At 45.8% G+C, this 22,919-nt stretch carries 15 protein-coding genes; 3 read left to right on the top strand and 12 right to left on the bottom strand.

Translation table 11 applies throughout. The features are described 5' to 3' along the window. Positions 1-30: 30 nt before the first annotated feature. The gene (treZ, locus tag QUA56_RS20310; RefSeq protein WP_333360844.1) at positions 31-1,851 is read right to left on the bottom strand and encodes a malto-oligosyltrehalose trehalohydrolase; all 1,821 of its coding nucleotides are present in this window, start codon (positions 1,849-1,851) and stop codon (positions 31-33) included. A gap of 321 nt (positions 1,852-2,172) precedes the next feature. Here treZ and QUA56_RS20305 point away from each other — a divergent pair, with 321 nt between their 5' ends. Both QUA56_RS20305 and QUA56_RS20300 read left to right on the top strand, forming a co-directional pair. Then, complete coding sequence (locus QUA56_RS20305; RefSeq protein ID WP_333360842.1) at positions 2,173-4,239, top strand: amylo-alpha-1,6-glucosidase; 2,067 nt, start codon at positions 2,173-2,175, stop codon at positions 4,237-4,239. Positions 4,240-4,274: 35 nt separating this feature from the next. Beyond that, a complete protein-coding gene (locus tag QUA56_RS20300; RefSeq protein ID WP_333360840.1) occupies positions 4,275-5,315 on the top strand; it encodes a glucokinase in 1,041 nt (346 codons plus the stop codon). A 272-nt stretch (positions 5,316-5,587) separates the two neighbouring features. Here QUA56_RS20300 and QUA56_RS20295 read toward each other — a convergent pair whose 3' ends face one another. The 6 genes from QUA56_RS20295 to QUA56_RS20270 form a co-directional block, all read right to left on the bottom strand. Next, on the bottom strand, positions 5,588-6,049 hold the full coding sequence (locus QUA56_RS20295; RefSeq protein ID WP_333360837.1) for an EVE domain-containing protein: 462 nt from the start codon (positions 6,047-6,049) through the stop codon (positions 5,588-5,590). Further along, positions 6,046-8,406: an FHA domain-containing protein gene (locus QUA56_RS20290; protein ID WP_333360835.1), complete on the bottom strand. Its 2,361-nt coding sequence runs from the start codon at positions 8,404-8,406 to the stop codon at positions 6,046-6,048. Before QUA56_RS20290 ends, QUA56_RS20295 begins: the two co-directional genes overlap by 4 nt. A gap of 160 nt (positions 8,407-8,566) precedes the next feature. Next, entirely contained in the window at positions 8,567-10,306 is a 1,740-nt protein-coding gene (locus QUA56_RS20285; RefSeq protein ID WP_333360833.1) for an ABC-ATPase domain-containing protein, read from the bottom strand. A gap of 154 nt (positions 10,307-10,460) precedes the next feature. Beyond that, entirely contained in the window at positions 10,461-11,498 is a 1,038-nt protein-coding gene (locus tag QUA56_RS20280; RefSeq protein ID WP_333360831.1) for a M20/M25/M40 family metallo-hydrolase, read from the bottom strand. A gap of 147 nt (positions 11,499-11,645) precedes the next feature. Then, positions 11,646-11,831, bottom strand: a complete 186-nt coding sequence (locus QUA56_RS20275) for a hypothetical protein (RefSeq protein WP_333360829.1) — start codon at positions 11,829-11,831, stop codon at positions 11,646-11,648. Between the two features lie 12 nt (positions 11,832-11,843). Next, a complete protein-coding gene (locus QUA56_RS20270; protein ID WP_333360827.1) occupies positions 11,844-12,422 on the bottom strand; it encodes a hypothetical protein in 579 nt (192 codons plus the stop codon). Positions 12,423-12,769: 347 nt separating this feature from the next. Between QUA56_RS20270 and QUA56_RS20265 the strand changes: the two genes are divergently transcribed. Further along, entirely contained in the window at positions 12,770-16,114 is a 3,345-nt protein-coding gene (locus QUA56_RS20265) for an EAL domain-containing protein (RefSeq protein ID WP_333360825.1), read from the top strand. A 172-nt stretch (positions 16,115-16,286) separates the two neighbouring features. Here QUA56_RS20265 and QUA56_RS20260 read toward each other — a convergent pair whose 3' ends face one another. The 5 genes from QUA56_RS20260 to QUA56_RS20240 form a co-directional block, all read right to left on the bottom strand. Further along, positions 16,287-17,402: a PepSY-associated TM helix domain-containing protein gene (locus QUA56_RS20260; RefSeq protein WP_333360824.1), complete on the bottom strand. Its 1,116-nt coding sequence runs from the start codon at positions 17,400-17,402 to the stop codon at positions 16,287-16,289. Between the two features lie 95 nt (positions 17,403-17,497). Then, positions 17,498-18,238, bottom strand: coding sequence for a TonB-dependent receptor domain-containing protein (locus tag QUA56_RS20255; protein WP_333360891.1), 741 nt, complete (start codon positions 18,236-18,238; stop codon positions 17,498-17,500). A 34-nt stretch (positions 18,239-18,272) separates the two neighbouring features. Beyond that, on the bottom strand, positions 18,273-18,965 hold the full coding sequence (locus tag QUA56_RS20250; RefSeq protein ID WP_333360822.1) for a hypothetical protein: 693 nt from the start codon (positions 18,963-18,965) through the stop codon (positions 18,273-18,275). 63 nt (positions 18,966-19,028) lie between these two features. Continuing rightward, entirely contained in the window at positions 19,029-21,995 is a 2,967-nt protein-coding gene (locus tag QUA56_RS20245) for a TonB-dependent siderophore receptor (RefSeq protein ID WP_333360820.1), read from the bottom strand. 69 nt (positions 21,996-22,064) lie between these two features. Continuing rightward, a complete protein-coding gene (locus QUA56_RS20240; RefSeq protein WP_333360818.1) occupies positions 22,065-22,880 on the bottom strand; it encodes a class I SAM-dependent methyltransferase in 816 nt (271 codons plus the stop codon). Between the last annotated feature and the right edge of the window lie 39 nt (positions 22,881-22,919).

The raw sequence follows: 22,919 nt of genomic DNA, 5'->3' as shown, positions 1-22,919 counted from the left end.
ACTAATAGTACCAGTTGCGTAAGTCCTATACTATAATTCGTAGAGTGCAAAACTCTGCGGTTTAACAGTCAATTCTTGCTCTGAATTTATCTTTTCAGGCAAGCTAGAACCTGAACCCATCCATTTTACATCAGCAGAGTCTAAAATTTTGTTCCAGTTGCCTTGGGGAAGTGCAGCCGTAAAAGCGACCTCTTGTCTGTTGAAGTTTAGAATGCAAAATATCTGGCTGTCATCTGTCCAGCGACGTAGAAATAAGATTTTATTCGATTCAATGCTGGACACTTCTAGACTGTTTTTGTCTAGTTTTTTAAGGGCCGGTATTGTTCGCCGCAGTTGAATCAAATGTTGGTGCCATTCCCAGAGGATTTTGTGTTTGCCTTCTGTTTGTTTTTCCCAGTTTAACTTGCACTTTTGGAAACTATCAGGACTCTGGGGGTCTTGAAACTCGCCTCGCCCTTCAAAGATTTTAAATTCTTGTTGTTTGTCTTTGCGGATAGCTTCAATTAAGTTAGCGTCTGAGTGGGAAACAAAGTACAGAAACGGTGCTTCTTCTCCGTATTCTTCTCCCATAAAGAAGAAGGGAATGTAGGGAGAAATCAAGACTGTGCCGGCTGCGAGTTTCAATCCTTCAAAATCAACTATTTTCGAGAGTCTGTCTCCCACAATGCGGTTGCCGATTTGGTCGTGGGTTTGGGCAAACACCAGAAATTTATGGCCGGGTTCATCTTTGGCAGAACTGCCGTGTTTCCGCTTTCTGTGGGGTGCGTACTGGCCGGAGTAAACAAAGCTTTCTTTGAAGGCTTTTTCTAAGTGTTCGCACTTGCCGAAATCTTGGTAGTATCGGTCGTCTTCTCCGGTGAGCAAGGCGTGCAGTGCGTGGTGGAAATCATCGCACCATTGGGCGTCTAATCCGAAGCCGCCGAGTTCTTTGGGACGTACAGTGCGGACATCGTTTAAGTCGCTTTCTGCTATTAAATAAAGCTGCCGTCCTAGCTCTTGGGACATATCGGCTGTGGCATCGGATAGTTCTTGTAAAAAAGGTCTTGCACTTACTTCAAATATTGCTTGAATTGCATCTAATCTCAGGGCATCGATGTGATAGTCTCGAAACCAGTAGAGGGCGTTTTCAAGAAAGTAGTTGCGAACGCCGTCGGTGTATGCGTCGTCGAAGTTGAGGGGGTCTCCCCAAATCGAGCTGTATTTTGATGTAAAGTAGGGGCCGAATTCACGGAGGTAGTTTCCTTCGGGGCCGAGGTGGTTGTAAACTACATCAAGAATTACTGAAATACCGTGTTCGTGGCAGGCGTTGACGAGTTTTTTGAAGCCTTCAGGGCCGCCGTAGGAGTTTTGAACAGCGTAAGGATATACGCCGTCGTATCCCCAGTTTCGCTCGCCGGGGAATTGGGCTACTGGCATTATTTCGATGGCGTTGATTCCCAATTCTTGAAGTTGTTTGAGTTGGGGAATTATTGCTTCAAATGTTCCGGCTTGGGTGAATGTGCCGACGTGCAGTTCGTAGATAATCATTTCGGCTAGCGGCACCCCTTGCCAATTTGTATCAGTCCAAGTAAAGATGTTTTGATCTATTACTTGCGACGGGGCGTGTACGCCTTGGGGTTGATATTTTGAGGCTGGATCTGGTCGGTCGGTTTTTCCTTCGATTTGGTAGGTGTAAAGGGTTCCTGGTTCAATGTCTGTAGCTGTGGTTTGCCAATAACCTTCTGCTGATTGTTGCATGGGTATCAGGCGTTTTTTTGGGGAAACAATTTGGACTGCTATTTGTGTGATGGTGGGCGCCCAAACGGTAAATTCACATTGGTTGTTGCCGAGGTAATTTGCTCCTATCTTCACTTTTAGTTGTTCTCCTTATAAATAAAATAGGTTGGTGGTTCGATCGCCCGACGCGCTATCAAATGCTTGGCCCTTAACGTTCAGCGCCTGTTTAGAAGGTAATATTACTTCATCTAACAAACAACTAACTTTAGACATAGCCATCAAAGGCTAGAATTGTGTATGAGGCAAAAGTAGCTGTTGGTTATGTCTAAATTAGAGCATGAATCTGCACGGGGGCGATCGCCAAATTAGCGGCCTGCAAGGGTTAATATTTCTTGTTTATATCATGTCGAAAATCTACCTAAAGATAGATTATAAATTAGCGCGAGTGTGGATTTTATGACTATTGCTTTTGGACGGGAAATCTGCTGCAATCTAGACTCGGCGGAGTCTCGCGAGTGGTTGGTCACAAACGGGATCGGCGGTTACGCTAGCGGGACGATCGCGAATCTCCTCACGCGCCGCTATCACGGCCTGCTGGTAGCTGCCCTCAAACCCCCGCTGGGACGCACTTTGATGCTCGCCAAGCTGGACGAGACGGCTGTGTATCGCGATCGCCCCTATCCGCTTTATACAAACCGCTGGGCCGACGGCACGATCGAACCCCACGGCTACAACTACATCGAAAGCTTTCACCTCGAAGGCACGACGCCTGTTTGGAGGTTTGCTCTCGCCGACGCTATCCTGGAAAAGCGGATTTGGATGCAACAAAGTGCTAACACTACATATATTCAATACCGCTTGCACCGCGCCTCAAAGCCGATCGCCCTCGCTGTCAAAGCCCTAGTCAACTACCGCGACTACCACCACACGACGAGCGCCGGCGACTGGCAGATGAGCCTAGAAACCTTGGAAAGCGGGGTTTGCGTGACTGCCTTTCCCAAGTCTGCACCCCTGTACCTGCTGACGGATGCCGAACCAGAGGCACAATTTCGAGTCTCTGCGCCCTTATACAATTGGTACTACGGATTTGACTTGGCAGCAGAAAAGCGGCGCGGATTGGACTGCTGCGAGGATCACTTGCACGCGGCGACTTTTCACATGACGATCGCACCGGGAAGTTCTCTCACATTGATAGCCAGCACCGAGAAAAATCCAGAACTCAACGGCGGTACAGCTTTAGAAGTGCGCCGCGCTGGCGATCGAGAACTGCTGCAAACCTGGTCAAAAGTGAGCAAATCTCCCGACTGGATCGATCGCTTAGTGCTCGCCGCCGACCAATTTATCGTCAGCCGCCCGCTACCGGAGGAACCCGAAGGCAAAACGATCGTCGCCGGATATCCCTGGTTCAGCGACTGGGGGCGGGATACGATGATCAGCTTGCCCGGTCTCACAATCTGTACCGGGCGATGGGAAATTGCGCGATCGATTTTGCGGACATTTGCGCGGTATGTCGATCGGGGGATGCTGCCGAACCGCTTCCCGGATGCCGGCGACGCACCGGAATACAACACCGCAGACGCCACGCTGTGGTACTTTGAGGCAATTCGCGCTTATATCGATGCCACGGGAGACGACGAACTTTTGAGCGAACTCTGGCCTGCGTTATGTGAGATTGTTGACTGGCACTTGCAGGGTACTCGGTATAACATCCGCGTCGATCCCGACGACGGTTTAGTCTGCGCGGGCGAAACCGGCGTGCAACTGACTTGGATGGACGCGAAAATCGGCGATTGGGTGGTGACGCCCCGGATTGGTAAGCCGATCGAACTCAGCGCGCTTTGGTACAATGCTATACAAGCAATGGCAAGTTTTGCTCGAAAACTGGGCAAGCCTCACTATGAATACGAGCAATTGGGCGATCGGACGGCAGCCGGATTCACTCGTTTCTGGAACGACTCAACAAACTACTGCTACGACGTTCTGGACGGCCCGGGCGGAGACGATCCTTCCCTGCGGCCCAACCAGATATTCGCGGTGTCGCTGCCCCTATTAACTGGGTATCCGCCTCCGAACTCTTTATCAGCAAGGGGATTGCGGGTCAAGGAAACCCACCGCTATACACCGTTACTAACGCCCGATCGGCGTCGCGGCGTGGTAGACGCCTGCGCCCAGCACCTTCTAACTTCTGTCGGCCTCCGCAGCCTCTCGCCGCAGCACCCGCAGTATCGCGGCGCATACGGAGGCAACCAATTGCAGCGCGACAGCGCCTACCACCAGGGTACAGTTTGGGGCTGGCTGATTGGCCCGTTTGTCTTGGCACACTTGCACGTATACAAAGATCCAGCACAAGCGAGCGAATTCCTCGAACCGATGGCACATCATATAATGGCCGGCGGAGTTGGCAGTCTGAGCGAAATTTTTGAGGGCGACGCCCCCCACTCGCCCCGAGGCTGCACGGCTCAAGCTTGGACTGTGGCTGAGGTGCTGCGGGCTTGGTTGGCAATTAATACTGTGGGTGTTTAAATGGGGAATGTTATGTTTGGTGGAAAAAGAGATTTATGGCATTATTATTAGCGGGCGATATTGGCGGAACTAAGACAATTTTGCGGTTGGTGGAAAGGACTGTTAACGGTGAAATGAACGCTCTTTACGAGTTTCGCTATCCTAGCGGGGAGTTTCCCGATTTAGTGCCGATGGTGCAGCAGTTTTTGACGGAAGCTGCTATTAAGTTAAATTTGGCACCACAACCTGAAAAAGCTTGTTTTGCGATCGCAGGGCCGGTGGTTAACAACACTGCAAAACTGACTAACTTGCCTTGGGTGCTGGATGCGAAGCGTCTGGAACAAGAATTAGGAATATCCCGCGTCAGTTTAATTAATGATTTTGTTGCGGTTGGCTACGGCGTGTGGGGTTTAGACGATCGAGATTTGCAGATTTTGCAAGTAGGAAAACCCCGCGAACGCGATCCAATTGCTGTGATTGGTGCGGGTACTGGTTTGGGAAATTGTTTTGCAATTCCCGAGGCAAATGGCATCAAGGTTTTTTCTTCGGAAGGGGGACACGGTGACTTTGCACCTCGCTCGGAGTTGGAGTTTGAATTGCTGAAATATTTGTTAGCAAAACACGACATTCAAAGAATATCGATCGAGCGTGTAGTTTCGGGACAAGGGATTGTTTCAATTTACCAGTTTTTGCGGGACAGAAAGTTTGCTCCTGAATCGCCGGAGGTAGGGGAAGTTATCAAAAAATGGGAGTCAGAAATCGGTAAAAGCGAGAAGAGTGTCGATCCGGGAGCGACAATTGCACAGGCGGCACTCAAAAAGTGCGATCGGCTTTCCGAACAAACAATGCAAATGTTTGTAGAAGCCTACGGTGCAGTGGCAGGAAATCTGGCTGTGACACTTTTACCTTACGGCGGTTTGTACATAGCAGGCGGCATCGCTGCTAAGATTTTGCCGCTGATTCTAGAAGGGGGTTTTATGAGAGCTTTTAGGCACAAAGGCCGGATGGATTCGCTGTTAGAAATGATGCCGGTTCGTCTTGTTTTGAATGATAATGTAGGGTTAATTGGAGCCGCAGTTTGTGCGGCCGGTCTTTAGGGGATTTTAAATAGTTTGGGCGGGCTCTCCGGCTACCCACAGTCAGGAAACGGCAGTGCCGTTTCCCTACAATTAATCGGGGTAGGGAAACGGCACTGCCGTGTCCTCCTCGCGAGCATAATCGATTATTTTGGGGTAGGGAAACGGCATTGCCGTGTCCTCCGTTATTATCATTCCGGTGCAACCGAAATTGATATAATATCAAATCTGTTGGCATCGGAATTGTTCATCTCTCTCTTTTTTGACTCTGTGCTCTCTGCGTTCTCTGCGGTTTAATTATTAGATTCTCTCATATTCAAAATCTTCTGGGCTGCACTTTCAGATATCGGCATCACCGATAACCGAGTGCCTTTCCTCACCACCCAAATCTCATCAGCACTAAACTTTTGTTTCAGTATATCCAAAGATATTAATTTAGCAAATTCCTCAACAAACTCAACTCTCACAGTTTGCCAGCGAGGTGAATCAAACTGCGATTTAGGATCGTAATATTCGCTATTCATATCGAACTGAGTCGGGTCAGCAATCCCAGTTTCCACGACGCGCACTAACCCGACAATTCCGGGAATTTTAGTATTAGAATGGTAAAAAAATACTAAATCTCCCCGAATCATTTCTCGCAGAAAATTGCGAGCTTGATAGTTGCGAACGCCGTCCCAAGTACAAGTGCGATCGCCCTTCAAGTCCGCAATACTGTAAACATCCGGTTCCGACTTCATCAGCCAGTAATTCATAAAATATCTTTCCGCTTCTGCAACCACAGAGTCAACACCAAATAAACAAAAATATGCACGCACAAAATACCCCAGTTCAAACCCAAATTTTCCCATGTTGGATCGTAAACCGGAGTAGGCTCAAACGGCTGAGGAAGCGTACTCCCGTCCGGTAATGTAGTAGGTGCCGGAACCATCGCATTCACATTAACTAAAGAGCCGTAAGCACCCACAGACCAGCGGCTTAACATCAGCCAAGAAAACTTGCTCGCCGCACCTTCCATCTTAAACAAAACTCCAGAAAAAATAATCTGAGGCAGCAATAATAGAGGCAAAGCGCTATTAGCTTGAGAGCCATTTTTGACGATCGCAGAAACGACTAATCCGAGACTGACACAACTCAGCAAAGTTAGAAAAGTCGTAATGCTTACTCCCACAGGCCAGGAAATAAAACTTGGTTCGGGGGATTTAAAAGAAATCAGAATAACTCCTACCATTAACAGCGTTTGCAATACTGCCAAACCGGAAAGTATGAAAAACTTTGAACCCAAATAAGCAAACAATCCTAAATTTACCAAACGTTCGCGCAAATAAATAGGAGATTCTTTAACAATTTCTTGCAGAGAAGTTGCCAGTCCTACCCAAATAGCCGCACAGGTGAATACAAACAAAACTCGCAACGCCAAAGGTGCTAAAGTTGCCTCCGGCGCACCAATTAACGGGTCTTTATCTCTGACGGCCAGTCGCAGCAAACTAATGCCGATCGGCGCTGTTAAAAGAGCTAAACTCAAGTTAACTAAGTCGCGGGAAATTAGCTGAAAATAGCGCAGGGCAAGCAAAACGAGTTGTTTTACAAAAGATTGAGATTTTGGCACAGAAGGTGCTGAAGGTGTTTTTGCAATAGCGTTACCTGTGCTGAAGTGGTTGACAATATAGCGCTGATAGTAGGGAGATTGTTTAAACTTTTCCGCCCAGATTAAAACGTTGGTTTCTCCTGTTTCTAATTCGTTGTAAATGTCTGCAAAATCGGCGGTTTTGACATCGAAAAAATCGAGCGCTTCCGCAGGCGGGCCGAAGTAACAGAGGCGTCCGCCGCGACCCATAAAAACGATCCGATCGCACATCGTGATATTTGCCGTCGCGTGAGTCACCAGAATCACCGTCCGGCCTTGATTTGCCAACTTTCGCAGCAGTTGCATCATCTTCTTATCCAAACCCGGATCGAGTCCTGAAGTCGGTTCGTCTAAAAAGAAAAGTTTTGGATCTGCTAACAGTTCAACTCCGATACTGACTCGCTTTCGCTGTCCGCCGCTAAGCTGTTTTACTAAAGCCTTGCGGCGGTGAGTCATTTCAATATCTTCTAAAGTTTTTGCGACTACCTGATTGACATCTGTATCGGGAGGTAATCGCAATTTAGCTGCATAACTCAAGACTTCTTCTACTGTCAAATCTGCGTGTACAATATCATCTTGAGGTACGTAACCGATTTGATTGCGGTAAATATTGAAGTTTTGGCGCAGGTTGTCGCCGTTGAGAAACACAGCGCCGTTAGTAGTTTTTTCAATGCCTAAAAGCGTCCGCATTAAAGTAGATTTGCCAGCACCGCTACCGCCGACTAAAGCCACAAACTGCCCCGGTTCGATCGCTAATTTTATCCCATCCAAACGCTTCGGAATCACCAGACTGTCAGCATCCAAACGAATTTGATGGCCCGAGTCTTGCATCTCCAACTCACCGCTGCGGTAAGTTAGAGTAAACGGGCCGATCCGAATTGCATCTCCCTCGGACAATTGTACGGAATTTGTGACTCGCTGACCGTTCACAAAAACCCCATTAACGCTGTGGTCTTGCAAAATATAATTACCGCGACTGTCTTGGTCAATTGTGGCGTGGCGTCTAGAAACAAGCGGCGCATCTAATTGCAGCGAAGCGTTTGGATCGCGGCCCAACAAAACCGACCGATTCTTAAGAAGAATTGACTGCTTGCTAGGGACAGCAACTTGATTCGCCAGCGGATTAAAATAAGTCAGCAAAACTTGATTTTGAGGATCGAGACCGATTTTAATTTCTGTACCGTCTTTCAGACAATAACCGTCATTGGGAGTGATGCGAGTGCGATCGACAAATAAGCCATTAGTGCTCGGTCGCTGCCCGTCACCGTCGTAAATCCAGTAATTATCCCCAATTTGGCGCAAAACACCGTGAACGCCGGAAACTGCCCGCCAGGGGTCGGGAATGACTAAATCAGCACGAGTGCGATCGCGCCCCAATACGTGCTGCTGCTGTTTTAACTCTAACTGTAAAACCTGCCCTTGATTGCTTAATACTAAATAAGGTCGATCGCTTAAAGCAGTCGCTTGTCCTATATTGCCTGTCATAGTTCAATCGCGGTTTTTGCACTCACTTTTTCAGCATATCAAAAGGCGGACAACAATACACTTATATTAAGCAAGTGCGTAGGTTGGGTTGAGGAACGAAACCCAACATTTTAGCTACAATTTTCCTTAACTGAACCGTATTGACTTATATTAAGCAAGTCTACTTAGCAACAACGGACAAACTGCGAAGCCGATTAATTGCGGCCGCTAATTCAAACCGTCGAAACATCGCAAAATCCCCTTCAGGAAAAGGCGATAAAATATCCATACCCTGCGCGTCAATATCTGCCATCACCAAATCTATGATTTCCGATAAAGTGCGTTTTCCATCCATGTATTGCTGCTTAGCATAAACCATTGCCGCGGCGATCGCCCTTAACTGTCCGCTGTCCACAATTTGCTCGACAGCACCCAAATCAATATCCTCAGTTCCGAAAGCCAATTCATCAACATCCCGCACCTTCACCCGCACATCTCGCCGTCCCCGACTCGGATCTAAACTAGCAGGAATCGGCACTCTTTGAGCAATCTCACCAAAATTTTCTCCCCCTTCAGCAGCGCGGCTAATCGAGTAATTTATAGCAATTTTTTTAGCTTTTTCCGTCACATTATATGCTTGAAAATTATCCATTGCAATCACAGTATCCGCCACATCAAAATAATCACCGCTTCCCCCCATGACTAAAACAGTTGATACGCCACAATCTGCATACAACTGTTTAACTTTATCAATGAAGGGCGTAATCGGTTCCTTATCCTTAGCGATGAGTTCCTGCATTCGGCGATCGCGAATCATGAAATTCGTCGCCGCCGTATCCTCATCCACCAATAAAACAGGCATTCTCCCCACTTCCAAAGCTTCAATAATATTAGCAGCTTGCGACGTACTGCCACTCGCATTTTCCGTATAAAATTGTGAAGTATCTCTACCTTGTGGCAAGTGGTTAATAAAAGGCGAAATATCAACTCCTGCAACACTTCTCCCATCTTCCGCCCTAATTTTAACCGCCGCCGGACTTGTCACCGCAAATTCCCTACCATCTCCCGGAATTCGGTTGTAAACTCCCAACTCAATCGCCCTGAGTAAAGTTGATTTGCCGTGATAGCCGCCGCCCACAATCAAAGTAATGCCAGCGGGAATACCCATACCGGAAATCAAACCGCGATTCGGACAATTAAAGTCAACTTTTAACGGCGGCGGCGACTGAAAAGCCACAGCATTATTTAACAAAGGGCTGTTGTCAACACCACTGCGGCGGGGCAAAATAGAACCGTCAGCCACGAATGCAACTAATCCTTTTTCAGCTAACTGTTCCCGCAGCCAGTCAGCATCTTCTACAGTTTCAACGTGACGGCGACATTCAGCAGCATTTAAGTTAGCATACTTCAGAGATTTGCTGACAATTTGCGGGATATCTTCGCACAGCATTTCAGCAGCTTGTCGCCCTAAAATACTGCGTCCACTCGCTGGAAGTCCGACGGCAAATCGCAGTTCAACTCCTCCTAAATCTTCAAGATCGGATGTAGTTGAGGAAATGATAAATGCGGAAGTTCGTTCTAAAACTTCTTGTCCGAAGCGAGTCACTGCAATCATACCACTTTTCCCAGTCCCGCGTTTGCTGCTGATGCTGTGTGCTGCTTTGTCAAACTGGCGAATTAGGTAATCTCGCAAGGCTATTTCTCGACTGCGAGAATTGAAAAGTTCGCCAGGAATTTGAGCAATGTTTGGCGGAACTCTGACTCTAAATTTACTGGGAGAAGCAAACGGATCTCCCTGCACGTAATCAATAATTAATGTGAATTCAGAAAAGTCGTAGTTACCTTGAATGTCTTTGTAGGCTTTGTAGCCTCGATTGTCTAGTTGCAGTAAATGCCGTCGCAGGCTTTCTTTTTTAGTCATTAGTCATTAGTTATTAGTCATTAGTCATTAGTTATTAGTCATTAGTTGGCAGTTGGCAGTTGGCAGTATCAATAACAGTCATCATGCCCAATGCCCGATGCGCGATGCCCCATCCCCAATTCCCAATACCCCATGCTCAATTCCCAATTTCCCATTACTGAATTTCCAATAATTTAGCCACGGCATTAACAACAATTTGAGCAGAACCGGCGAAAAAAGGTCGATCGATAGTTGCTAATGTATCGCTAGATTGGTGATAGTGGGGCGATCGCAAATTTGCAGTATCCGTCACCAACACAGCACCAATTCCTTTATACCAGAAAGGCGCGTGGTCGCTCCGCAAAACATCGGGAGTCAGCAACCCTTTGAGGGGAACCGGCAGCGCCACCACCGCAGGTAAATCGGCTTTTCCAGACTCCGAAAAACTTTTCAACAGCAGCGGATGTTCCGCATCCCCAATCACAGCGATAAACTCGCCTTTATCGGGAGATGTTACCCCCGATGCTTCTAGAAAAGGTTGCGCTGTCAATCCTTCGGGATATTGCTGGCATCCGGGCGTGTGGCAGGCATAACCTACCATATCCAGGACGATCGCACCCTGCAAATTTTTTAACCGCGCCGCGCTACCAGTAAATGCTAAACTGCCTAAAAGTCCGATCTCTTCCCTGTCGAAAAATGCTACTTGCAATGTCCGAGGCGTGGCACGAGAACCCAGCAATCTTGCTACTTCTAAAACTACAGCAACTCCCGTCGCATTGTCGTCAGCCCCGGGCGATTTGGGGACGGTATCGTAGTGTGCTGCGACTAAAATTGCACCGGCATTTGAGTCAGTACCTTTTCTCTCGGCGAAGACGTTGATTCCTCCATCGAACGACTGCAAATCTGGGGAAAATCCTACTGTTTGCAGTTGTTGAGAAATGTAGTCTCTAGTAAAAGAGCGAGATCGTTCTCCCTCACGTTCTCCTGCTAAAGTTTCGACGTGCTTCCACAACCGGGACTGGTCAATTTGGGGCCGATCGACTGCATCTTTTTCAGCAGGAAGCGGTGAGGGAGACGAGTTTTGGGAACTGTGGATATTGCGATCGATCGCAACTTCGGGTACAGGCGACAACCGCTGCCACGAGTCAGAACCCCAACCCGCAGCCGCCACCGCAACCACAATAAATAGCGCTATCCAAATCAATTGTTTCATCAGTAAGTCTATTTGAGATTTTAGACTGTTAGATTTTAGATTTTACATTGTTTCCGGTTGCATCGGTATTGTTCAAATGTCCAAACAGTCAACAGTCAACAATTCCGGAGGAGTGCAACCAGAAACGATATTACATTGACATCAGAGTTAAAAATAAACCAGTTTCAAAAAATGAAACTCAAAACTCTTAATATTAGCTGCAGCAAAATCAGTTTTTGATTTTTGATTTCCTAAAAAAGCAGGTAAAAATATTTGAATGTCGCAGTCAAATGTGTCTTGTTTATTAGAGCCTTCGACGGCGACATTCACCATTACTAATTCACCTTTAAGCATCCAAAGTAAAAACTACTTTCTTTCCCACTCAATCTCCTTATTTTCCAATATCAACCCGCTGCTGCTGGGAAAAGCATAAGGAATAGTTTTTGCCGAAAATTCAACTATTTGAGTTGGTTGTTGAAACCACTCGGAATAACAGGGATTTAGTTGATCGTACAGTGCTTTTAAAGCTTGGATTTCTGCCTCTAGCTGCGCTGCTGCTTGATTGATTCTGCGAGCTTGTGCTTGCAAGCGTTTTTCCCCGGTTTGAACGTGGTTTTCTACTTCTTGCCAGTGCTGTCCGGCCAGCAATTTGTCTAGTTCATCTTGTTTGTAATTGAGTACAGCCTGTTTTTGTTGCAGTAGCTTTTCAATAATTTTAGTCTCTCGGTCAATTTCCTGGATTTGCTGCAACCACTGCTCCCCAAAAGCAGCATTTTGCTGGTGGAATTCGGCAATGGCTTCAGGAGTATTATTCTTGGGAAAACTAACTGCCACTCGGCACTCGGAGCGCTGTACGCAAAGTTTTTCCCGCGACTCTTGCAGGGTGGCAACTTCTGCTTCCAGCGCGCGGACTTCTTTTTGGACTTCTGGGATGGTCTGACTCATGGGTTCAATTAGTGGACCTCTGCATCGATTTTAAGCTAATTGTTTATTTTTCTAACAAATCCCGGCCGCCTCCTTGCGGGAACTATCTAATTTTAGCGCGCTCCCAGCCGTGTCTAGGCATAATGGCTGATAATTTGTGGCACAATGGCTGATGACAGATTTTAAATTAAGATTTAAATTATAATTAATTGCGGGGAAAAATTCTGAATTTGTGGAAATTGAATTGACAAAATCAACATAAATTAAGGTGTGATATTATGTTGTTTTTATCGCACCTCAAATTATTTTTATTTTTTTCACGTTTTTGACGCGATAGAGGATTTATTTAAAAGTACGAACAAAACCCAATGAAAATGATATATCAATTAATGCTGGGATATTTAACTGCTGCTATTTTTGGTGTGGAATGTTGCATTAATGCAAAAAGATTGCCGGCAACTGTAGGAGATGGAGACGGTAATCGTGCTGTAGAAGCAATTCTAGTGGCGCCTCAGAAACTTAGCTATTTGCGATCGGCATCTGGTACTCCTACTTCTGCAAGCGCCGACTTATTTTTGGATAAATTCTCCCAAAGAGAACCAATAAATTTACCCAGCAACAATTTTATACAATTTCTGGAAAAATCTGGAAAGGATCGTAGTTTTAGGTTAAAAATAATCTGTTCTTATCTGGCTGTTATTTCTGTAGCAATCTCCTTATTAATCAGGAGAAATACAGTAAATAGCTTATCCAAGGCGATCGGGTTAATCAAACCGAAGCCTGCAACAACGAAAGACAAGCTACCAGAAGCAGAAACAGTGTTGCATCCAAAAGAACAGGATATCCGGGATACTATTGCCAAAATGACCCAAGATTTGCAGCAAATTGCCGAATATGCCCTCGATATTTGCGAGGACATGAACGTCTCGATAATTGCCACCACCCCGCGCGGTCATATCCTGTCGTTAAACCAAGCTACCTCTCAACTTTTAGGATACTCTAAAAAAGAGTTGTTAGGCAAACCAATAGCCGGAATTTTTAAGAAAAATGAATCACCTGCGCCCGGGTTAGAATTAGCAAATTTAACAGCCGAAAGTTCAGTCCGCAACGTCGAAAAAATCTACCTTTCCAAACAGGGAAAAAAAATATTTGTACTGCTTTCTATTTCAACTATTCGCGACAGCAAAGGCGAGGTCAACGGCAAGTTGTATATAGCACAAGATATTACTGAGAGCAAGCGGGCTGAAAGAGATTTGCGGCGCAGTGAAAAAAAGTTTCGGCAACTGGTAGAAACTGTTAATGCAGCAGCATTGATCTATCACCGCAGACAGTTGCACTATGTCAATTCTCAGACAGAAGTTTTGACTGGATATACTCGCGAAGAATTGCTAGCGTTGGATTTATACGATTTAATACATCAAGATTTTCGAGAAACAGTTAAAAAATGGGGTAAATCCAGCCAGCCGCGCTCAAGTGCCAGTTCAAAATATGAACTGAGAATTATCACGAAAACCGGAGAAACACGCTGGATTGAAGCAACTATCGATATTATCAAATTTGAGAGAAAACCGTCAATATTAGTCACAGCGTTTGACATCAGCGATCGCAAATTAGCGGAGTTAGAACTAGAAACATCTTTGTCGTTGCTTCAAGCAACCATTGAATCTACTGCTGATGGGATTCTGGCTGTAGACTGTGCAGGAAAAGTTGTCAGCTTTAACCGCAAGTTTGCCCAAATGTGGCAGTTGCCGGAGTTTCTGCTCGATTCGAGAGATAACAACCAAATTTTGGGGTTCGGAATCAACCAGTTAAAATACCCGGAAATATTTCTCAACCGCGCTCAAGAATTGTCCGATCGCCCGGCAGCAGAAAGTGTCGATATCATCGAGTTTAAAGATGGCAGAATCTTGGAACGCTACTCGCTACCGCAGCGCACAGGAGGCAAAATTACTGGTCGAGTATTCAGCTTTCGGGATGTAACCGAGCGCGTGCAATCCGAAGAAAAACTTCGCAAAAGCGAAGAACGCTTTCACCTGCTGACGCGGGCGACAAATGATGCTGTCTGGGATTTTGATTTGTTAAAAAATGAGTATTGGTTGAGTAAAGAGTTTGAAAAAGTTTTTGGATACAAACTCAACGAAACTCAGACGATAGAATTAGAATCCTGGTGGCTAAATATTCATCCCGAAGAACGGGAAAGAGTGATGTTAAGCTTCAAGGAAACAATGAACTCAGATGCTCAATGTTGGTCGGAGGAATACAGCTTTCACCGTGCAAGCGGGGGATATGTTTTTGTACTCGATCGCGGATACATCATCCGCGATGAAAGTGGCAAAGCAGTAAGGGCGATCGGCACGATGATGGACATCACCCAGCGCAAGCAAGCTGAAGAAATTATCCGCTATCAAGCTGTTTACGACCAACTCACAGGTTTACCGAACCGGATACTTTTTAACGAGCAACTGCAGGCGTCATTAAAAAAAGCTAAAATAACAAAAAAAATGCTAGCTGTGATGTTTTTAGACTTGGACAGATTCAAAAAGATTAATGATACACTAGGTCACGCTGCGGGCGATCGCCTGTTAGAAGGTTTTGCCGGACGCATCAGCGACACTTTGCGATCGACTGATACAGTAGCCCGCTGGGGAGGCGACGAATTTACCGTACTGCTTCCCGACATCAATTGCTTAGAAGATGCAGTTAAAACAGCTCAAAGAATACTCGACAATTTAAAGCCAGCATTTAAACTAGAAGGACAGCCGTTTCATGTCAGCAGCAGCATCGGCATTGCCCTTTATCCAAACGACGGCGAAGATGCCGAAACTTTAGTCAAAAATTCAGATGTCGCCTTGTATCGTGCTAAAGAAATGGGAAGAAATAACTATCAGTTATATACTTCAACAATTAATCCCCAAGGCAGCCACTTGCTGACTCTAGAAAACAGGCTGCACGAGGCTCTAGAACAGGGAGAATTTGAGGTTTTCTACCAGCCCAAAGTCAATATCACTACTTGGCAAATCCAGGGTATGGAAGCTCTGCTGCGCTGGCAACATCCCGAATTAGGTTTAGTTGATCCCGCTACATTTATTCCGATCGCCGAAGAGAACGGACTAATTGTACCTATTGGCGAATGGGTGCTAGAAACTGCCTGCACTCAGAATAAAGCTTGGCAGGATGCTTTGCAACCAGATTTGCGGGTAGCCGTCCACTTTTCGGCTCGCCAGTTCCAGCAATTTAATTTAGTACAAATGGTGGCCAACTGCTTGGAAAAAACTGGTTTAGCACCCCAGTATTTAGAGTTAGAAATTACCGAGACTACAGCCATGCAAGATGTGGATTATACCACAAAAGTTCTGAGGGAGTTGCAGAATATGGGAGTGCAGATTGCGCTGGACGGTTTTGGCACGGGTTATTGTTCTCTAAATTATCTCAAAAAGTTTCCATTGAATATCTTAAAAATTGACAAGTCCTTTGTCAGCGAACTGACGACAGATCCGTGCGAACGGGCGATCGCCAATGCTGTAGCGACGCTGGGGCGAGACTTGAAATTGACCGTAGTAGCCGAAGGAGTAGAAACTCAAGAGCAGTTGGAGTGTTTGCGCGAACTCCACTGTCAAGAAATTCAGGGTGACTATTTTAGCTCGGCGCTATCAGCAAACGATGCTAGTAAACTGTTGGGAAATTCTCTGTTGAGGAAAGTGAAAATTGCTTGAGACGGATCGGTGAGGGCGATCGGGCTTTAAGATTATTGAATGTTTAATTTTATGTATTGGATTGTTGACCCCTTTCTCTCACAAGCGTTAAATAGGTGAAAATCCAAGCAAACAAATTAATGCCAAGCTGGATAAATTATATCATTCCGGTGCAGCCGGAATTGATATTATCCTAAGAAAGCCGATTTGACTGAGTTTGATCGGCAAGCAATTGGGATGCAGATTCCCGTCTTGCCATCAGCCACCGTCTGCGTTTCCAATTCACCAAACCAGTGATTAATAAAACGGCGGGCATTAAGCCGATGAATACATAGAGAATGCGAGTATAAATTCCGCCTAAAAGACCGAAATGAAGAGTGCCGATCGCAATCATAAACTTGAACATAGGCGGCGGTTCTACAACCCGATTGACCTTCAACACTTTCCCACTGTATCGGTTCAGTTCTACGTTACTCAAAGCAAATCGAGTTGACTCGTGAGGAAGTTGCTTACTAACCGTAATTTTTTCAGGTCGATCTTCGTCAAAAACTATATAAGTCGTTTTTCCATCCGGCATAGCTGCATCAGCTTTGCGTAACAGTTGGCTTAAAGCTACGGGTTGTTTGGCAGGAGGTAATACTTTTGCAACTTGCGGAGGTTGATTGAATGCAAATAGCAGGGCTAAGCCTGAAAGCGTGGCACCTGTCGCAGCCATAATCAGTAAAAATGTACTTGATAAAATGCCTCCGACTTGATGGATGTCGTAACTTAATAACGGTAGTGGGGCCGTTGTGCGAACTGTAAAGCCGCTTTTCAATTTTCGCCAACCAGTCCACAACATTGTCCCTGTAATTACGATTAGTAAAAATAGCAAACCCGTCACGCCGACAATCACTTCTCCAACTTGACCTAGAGCTAAGTTGTAGTGCAAGTTGTAGATAAATCCCACTAGCGATCGCTCCCATTTTCTCGCCCCTAAAACCTTACCCGTGTAGGGATTGACAAATGTATCTAGGTTTTCCCCGTTTTTGGCTTTTATTGTTACCTGATAGCTGCCATCCGACGTTTGAGGAAAGCGAATCGACTCTAGAGGGAAGCCAGGATAAGCAGCTCGAACTGGCGCGACTATTTTATCAATGGATAATAGCTTTGCTTTGGGAACAACTCGCATTAAAGATGGGTTAATTGCGCGATCGAGTTCCTGGTGAAACACAATGGCGCTACCTGTCAAACCAATGATACTTAGTAATAGCCCGATTGCGAGCCCAATCGCACCATGTATTGTTACTATTGGTTGGCGAACTTTCATAATTTTCCACTCCTTATTTAGATAAAAACCGTATTTAGCGGTAGGTTAATGACACTAAATTTGAGATTTTGAACGGCGATAATTAGCCATAAAAACTATAGGGAAACTGTTCGCTGAACTGTAAATGGTGCGCCGGGAAAAACTGCATTTTTGTCGCGCGCAGATTCGTAAGAGTCCACATCAAACAAGTTCTTGATATTTAGCGCGAATCGCCAGTTGTTGCGGTAAAAAAATGCCGCATCCGTTAGTAGATCGCTGGGCAACTCAAAAGTATTCCCCAAGTCTCCCTGTCTCTCTCCAGTAAACAACACGCCGGCGCCGAATCCTAAGCCTTGTAAATCTCGACTTTTAATTTCATAACTAACCCATAAACTGGCGTTATGTCGCGGCACATTGTTCGGCTGATTTCCCTTAAACTCCGGTCTGGGATATTCAGTAAATTCGGCATCTCGGTCATCGCGGGTTTGCTCAACCGAATCAAAACGTCCACCCAGTAAAATTTTTACATGGCCTCCGATCGAGATTAAATCTTGGACGCAAACACAGATTGAAATTTGAGTGTCATAGCCGTCAGAGCTTCTAGTCGTGAATGGAATCTCACCTCTTTCATAAACAGGATTGAACAAATCTAGCGCAGGCAGAGTAACAGAAAATCTCACCGTTGCGCTCGTGTTTCGCAGCAATTCCACCCCGAACAATAATTCTTGGTGAATATTGCCTGTTTCGACATTGCCGATTAAATCGGTTTGCCGCGTGTAGTAATCGGCATGAGTTTCACCGATAAACGCAGTCCGATTAACGGTTCTGTTATTCGCCGCCTGGCTTGGAGAAACAATCCCTTCATCCGTAGCACCATAAAAACCACGTCACTCACTCTCCTGTACCGCATTTTGTTTTGCCGCCACCGCAATAAGTCGCAAACCAAGGACTGAATTTAGCCGCATCTTCTTGATCGTTGGTCATATTCACAAGCGTGGCAAAGCTAGATGGCTTACTGGCATACCGAAAGTGCATATGTATTGGTTCGCCGTTTGATGCACCGTGCGGCGGGACGAAACTGAGATACTGGAACTGATTGCAGCCTGGATCTTGCTTTTCTTGTTTCACCAACTCAAATAAATCCCAAGTCATTTTATATTCGGCGTAATACTTGGCATCGCCAGTTGCACCCATGTAGACATACTGGCAGTTGCGCGCGAGCGGTTTTTTCCCGGCTGCATCTGCGTAGAAGGTGAATTTCTCCATTTTTTCGACATCAATGCGTTTGGGGTTGCGCGGATCTTTGACAGAGTTCTGGTGTTCTGTGTTGAGATTAAACACGCCATTAAATCCTAAGTAAGGGACTTTATAAGCATTCATCGAGATAACTTGAGTGGCTACAGGCGATCGAGGTGTAATTTTGGGGGGCGCTTGATCCGCAGTCTTTTCAGAAGGACTTGCAATGTTTTCTGAGGCTGGTTTCGCGTCAGGTTGATTTGCTTCAGGTGGATTTGATGAGGATTGACAAGCGATCGCCATTACCCCAGTTACAGCTAGAATTGTTTTGAGTTGAAATCGTTGCATGAATATCTCACGGTAAAAAAAATTAGAGCGCGAGCGAGTTGTTGCCAACTCGCAAAATAACTATCAAAACTGCACGGTAAATGAACCAATTACTGTCAATGGTTCACCAGGCTGATTGCCTGACTCGCGGCCACCACTGACAGATTTAAAGTAGTTGACATTGAACAGGTTTTTGATATTGATGGCAGCTCGCCAATTATCGCGCTGATAAAAAACAGCAGCATTGGGGAGGAAATAACTATCCACTTGAAAGCTGTTAGCTAAATCCCCTTGTCTCTCGCCCACATAGCTGAACCCAAGTCCCAAACCTAAACCTTGCAACTCGCCGCTTTGAATTTGATAAGTTGTCCACAGACTACCGCTATGTTTGGGAACATTAAACAATCTGTTGCCCACCAAATCGCGGTCTGTATCTGCTGTAACTTCAGCGTCCGTATAGGCGTAAGCTGCAATAATATTCCAACCAGGCAAAATTTGTCCCGAAATATCGAGTTCAACACCGCGACTTTGCTGTTCCCCAGAGGCAATTGAGAATAAAGAATTATTCGGATCTCTGACAGCAACGTTTTGTTTTTTAATGTCAAAGTATGCCACTGTAGCCGCCAGCCTTCTGTCGAGCAACTCAGCTTTGACACCGACTTCGTAGCCTTTTCCGGTTTCGGGTTCGATCAGAGCGCCCCCGGCTGTTGTTGCCGAACCTGGAGTAAAAGAGCGCGAATAACTCGCATAAAGAGAAACTTCTGGAATGGGTTGATAAACAATCCCTAGACGGGGGGTAAAATCATCGTAATTTTGAGTCGAAACGCTTCCTTCACCTGAGTCGTTTCTTTGCTCTGCGGTGTCATAGCGAAGACCTGCTAGTAGCTTTAAATTATCGAAGATTGCAATTTGATCTTGCACGTAGAAACCATATCTATGTGTTTCTACATTAGTCTTGCTAAAAAGAGGTAGTGTATCTTCATCTGGTTTGGGAACCGATCTGTAAACCGGATTGAAAACATTTACCGGGATCGGTGTTTCAAAATCACCGACTGTGACAACTCTTTGATCGCTGTAGGCGATGTCTGCACCAAATATGAGGGTGTGTTGGACTGAACCTGTAGCAAAATCGCCGACGATGTTTGTTTGGAGGGTGTAGTTTTTATCTTTGGAGTCTTGAGAAGCCCAAAAGAGATCGGTGGTGCCAGTTTCCTCATCAAAGCCAAGTTCTTGAAGACCGATTACATTGAAATCGAAGCTGTAGGATGCGTAGCGAAACGCATTTCTCAGCTTCCAGTTGTCACTGAAACGGTACTCGAATTTGTAGCCAACATTAAAGTCTTGGGTGTCGATCGCATCATCGGGATCGCTAGCAACACGATCGCGCGGAACGTCAACAACCCGACGACCAATCACAGGCAGTCCATTATCAGCAGCCCGCTTATCATCGATGTATTCTAGAGAAACTGTCAAGTCGGCGCGATCGCTTATTTTCCAAGCCAGCGTCGGCGCAATAGATAACCGCTGGTTGTCTTGGGTAAAGCCCCGATAACTATCACTTGTTTGGTACGCTCCGTTCAGGCGGTACAGCAGGCTGCCATCTGAGGTTAAAGGGCCGGAAATGTCAAAGCGGGGTCGGATAAAACTCTGGTTTCCAAGTTGCAGTTCAGCTTCGTAGAAAGGTTCTGACAGCGGTTGTTTGGATACTAAGTTAATTAAACCGCCTGGTTGAATCTCGCCGTACAAAATTGAAGCTGGCCCTTTCAGAACTTCAACGCGATCGAGGTTGGCGACTTCTGGAATAGACTGCGCGCCGTATCGCACGAACCCATCTCGCAATACAGGAGCATCGTTAAAACCTCGAAGGCCAAATGTGATACTTCGACCTGCTGTTTCTCCGCCAAATGTGACACCGCTAACGTTGCGTAATGCTTCTTCGAGTCGCACCACTTGTTGATCTTCTATCACTTCTTGAGGGACAACTTGGATCGACTGAGGAATGTCTCTCGTTGGCGTGTCGGTTCTCGTCGCAGTCGAAGCAATCGGAGCTCGATAGGGAGTTTGCTGTCTGGCGGTGACGGTAATTTGAATTTCTTTTGTGCTGACACTCAGAATTAAACCGCTATCGCTTTTAACGACACCTGCTGTTGGCAAATTTTCTTTCCCTGTAATCACGATGCGGATACTATTGCCATCAACAGCAGTCACCGTGACTGAATTAATCCCCTCCAATGGATTCTCGGCATTAAATTCTCCACCCCCTGGTAGGGCTAATTGAGCATTGGCAATCTCAGCGATCAGGGTTTTTCCTTCTGCCCTAGTATTCGCTTGCAGCACTTGCCCGGAAGCTGTTTCTAAAATGACTTCTAAACCTTCTGGAGTTGAGTTTAGTCGCACTCCTGTTACTTGTACGACTGATTGAGAGATTTGCACTCCTGAAGAGAAGCTAAAACTTGGTTGTCGCGGCAATAACCCCTCTGCACTGGTGCTGGGTTGCTGGATTTCGTTGACTTTCGCGATTTCTGTTATTGGTACTAATGGCTGTGCGGATGCTAGTGAGATATTAGACATCTCCACAGACTCTTCTGGGGCAGGCATCTTGCCTGCCATTGACTGTATTTTTACAGTCGATTTATTAAGAGTAAAACTTTCGCTCTCGATAGGATTTGAAGTATCAAAGGTCAAGTTGGAATTTGGTTGGTTCTCTTCCCCGACTGCAGGAGATTCAACTTCTAACTCGCTCGCTTCTATTTCCGAATTTTCTGACCTCGGTATTTCCGATGAAGGTGTTACTAATTCGGCTGTTTCCGAAGCTCTCACCTGCCCTATTGCTAGTAATGAAGTCAAGTTGGAATTTGGTTGGTTCTCTTCCCCGGCTACAGGAGATTTAACTTCTAACTCGCTCGCTTCTCTTTCCGAATTTTCTGACCTAGGTATTTCCGATGAAGCTGTTACTAATTCGGCTGTTTCCGAAGCGCTAGCCTGCCCTATTGCTAGGAATGACATCGTACCAACTAAACACAAAGAATGGACTAAATTAAAACGTTTCACAATTAAACCTCACACACGACTAAATGAACTTGAACAGAAATCATGGAACTTATTGCAGGATTACGGTTTTTATCCTGCCACCAAGATACCTAACCGTTGCTGGGAGCTACGAAGGTTGGCAAACCCAATCTGGGTCAACCATTCTAAGATTGTTGGCGGGGGCCAAATACGTCCGCCACAGATGACGTAGTAGATTAGAGAAAATAAACTAAGTGGTGAACTCAGTTTGTCGCGATCGCCTGGACGAAACATATCATTAACGATCGCGCTGCCACCCGATCGCAGTGCTTGAAATGCCTTTGATAGTGTCACTTCGCACTGCTCAGCTTTCAGCCAATGCAGAATATTAGAGAGAAAAACAACATCATAATTGGTGTCCCAATCTGTCTCTAGTAAATTGCCTTCAATGTAACGAATGCGCGAACTCAACCCGGCCTCTTCAATTCTTAGTTTACCTGCTTTTATCGCATTAAGAAAATCCAGAACATCTACTTTTAAATCTGGATACTGCTGGCAGAAAGTAATGCTGTATTCAGCAGGCCCACCAGCCACATCCAGCAATCGTTTGGGTGCCGGATTTAGCTTGGCAAACTTTGATTCTTGAGTAAGTTTGTAGCGCTCGCCTTGGCGGTTTACAAATCCAAAGCCGTCTAGACTTTCTAGCAAAACTTGCATTCCGCGAGCATCGCAATTTAGGGATTTTGCTAGCTCAGCAGCAGTTTTGGGATGCTCTTTCAAGGCATCAAAAACTCCCAATCGCACTGCAGTTACTACAGCTTGACTGACTCCCATGCCGAGCATTGCTAATAAAAATGGCGAGAGTTCTTTTCTGGTTTGGAGCGCGATCGCTTCTAGGATATTTTCTGGTTTTACACTCAGTCGCATTGATTTTTTCCTAGTCTGATTAAAGTTAACATGAGTTTT

Source organism: Microcoleus sp. N3A4 (assembly GCF_036701805.1).
Lineage (GTDB): Bacteria > Cyanobacteriota > Cyanobacteriia > Cyanobacteriales > Microcoleaceae > Microcoleus.
The sequence above is the reverse complement of the archived record's forward strand: the minus strand, read 5'-3'. Positions and strand labels throughout refer to the sequence as shown.

Bases quoted from the DNA above. Each gene is read 5' to 3' on its own strand.
- QUA56_RS20305 (WP_333360842.1), top strand. From the start codon at position 2,173: ATGACTATTGCTTTTGGACGGGAAATCTGCTGCAATCTAGACTCGGCG.
- QUA56_RS20300 (WP_333360840.1), top strand. From the start codon at position 4,275: ATGGCATTATTATTAGCGGGCGATATTGGCGGAACTAAGACAATTTTG.
- QUA56_RS20295 (WP_333360837.1), bottom strand. From the start codon at position 6,049: ATGAATTACTGGCTGATGAAGTCGGAACCGGATGTTTACAGTATTGCG.
- QUA56_RS20290 (WP_333360835.1), bottom strand. From the start codon at position 8,406: ATGACAGGCAATATAGGACAAGCGACTGCTTTAAGCGATCGACCTTAT.
- QUA56_RS20285 (WP_333360833.1), bottom strand. From the start codon at position 10,306: ATGACTAAAAAAGAAAGCCTGCGACGGCATTTACTGCAACTAGACAAT.
- QUA56_RS20280 (WP_333360831.1), bottom strand. From the start codon at position 11,498: ATGAAACAATTGATTTGGATAGCGCTATTTATTGTGGTTGCGGTGGCG.
- QUA56_RS20275 (WP_333360829.1), bottom strand. From the start codon at position 11,831: ATGCTTAAAGGTGAATTAGTAATGGTGAATGTCGCCGTCGAAGGCTCT.
- QUA56_RS20270 (WP_333360827.1), bottom strand. From the start codon at position 12,422: ATGAGTCAGACCATCCCAGAAGTCCAAAAAGAAGTCCGCGCGCTGGAA.
- QUA56_RS20265 (WP_333360825.1), top strand. From the start codon at position 12,770: ATGAAAATGATATATCAATTAATGCTGGGATATTTAACTGCTGCTATT.
- QUA56_RS20260 (WP_333360824.1), bottom strand. From the start codon at position 17,402: ATGAAAGTTCGCCAACCAATAGTAACAATACATGGTGCGATTGGGCTC.
- QUA56_RS20250 (WP_333360822.1), bottom strand. From the start codon at position 18,965: ATGCAACGATTTCAACTCAAAACAATTCTAGCTGTAACTGGGGTAATG.
- QUA56_RS20240 (WP_333360818.1), bottom strand. From the start codon at position 22,880: ATGCGACTGAGTGTAAAACCAGAAAATATCCTAGAAGCGATCGCGCTC.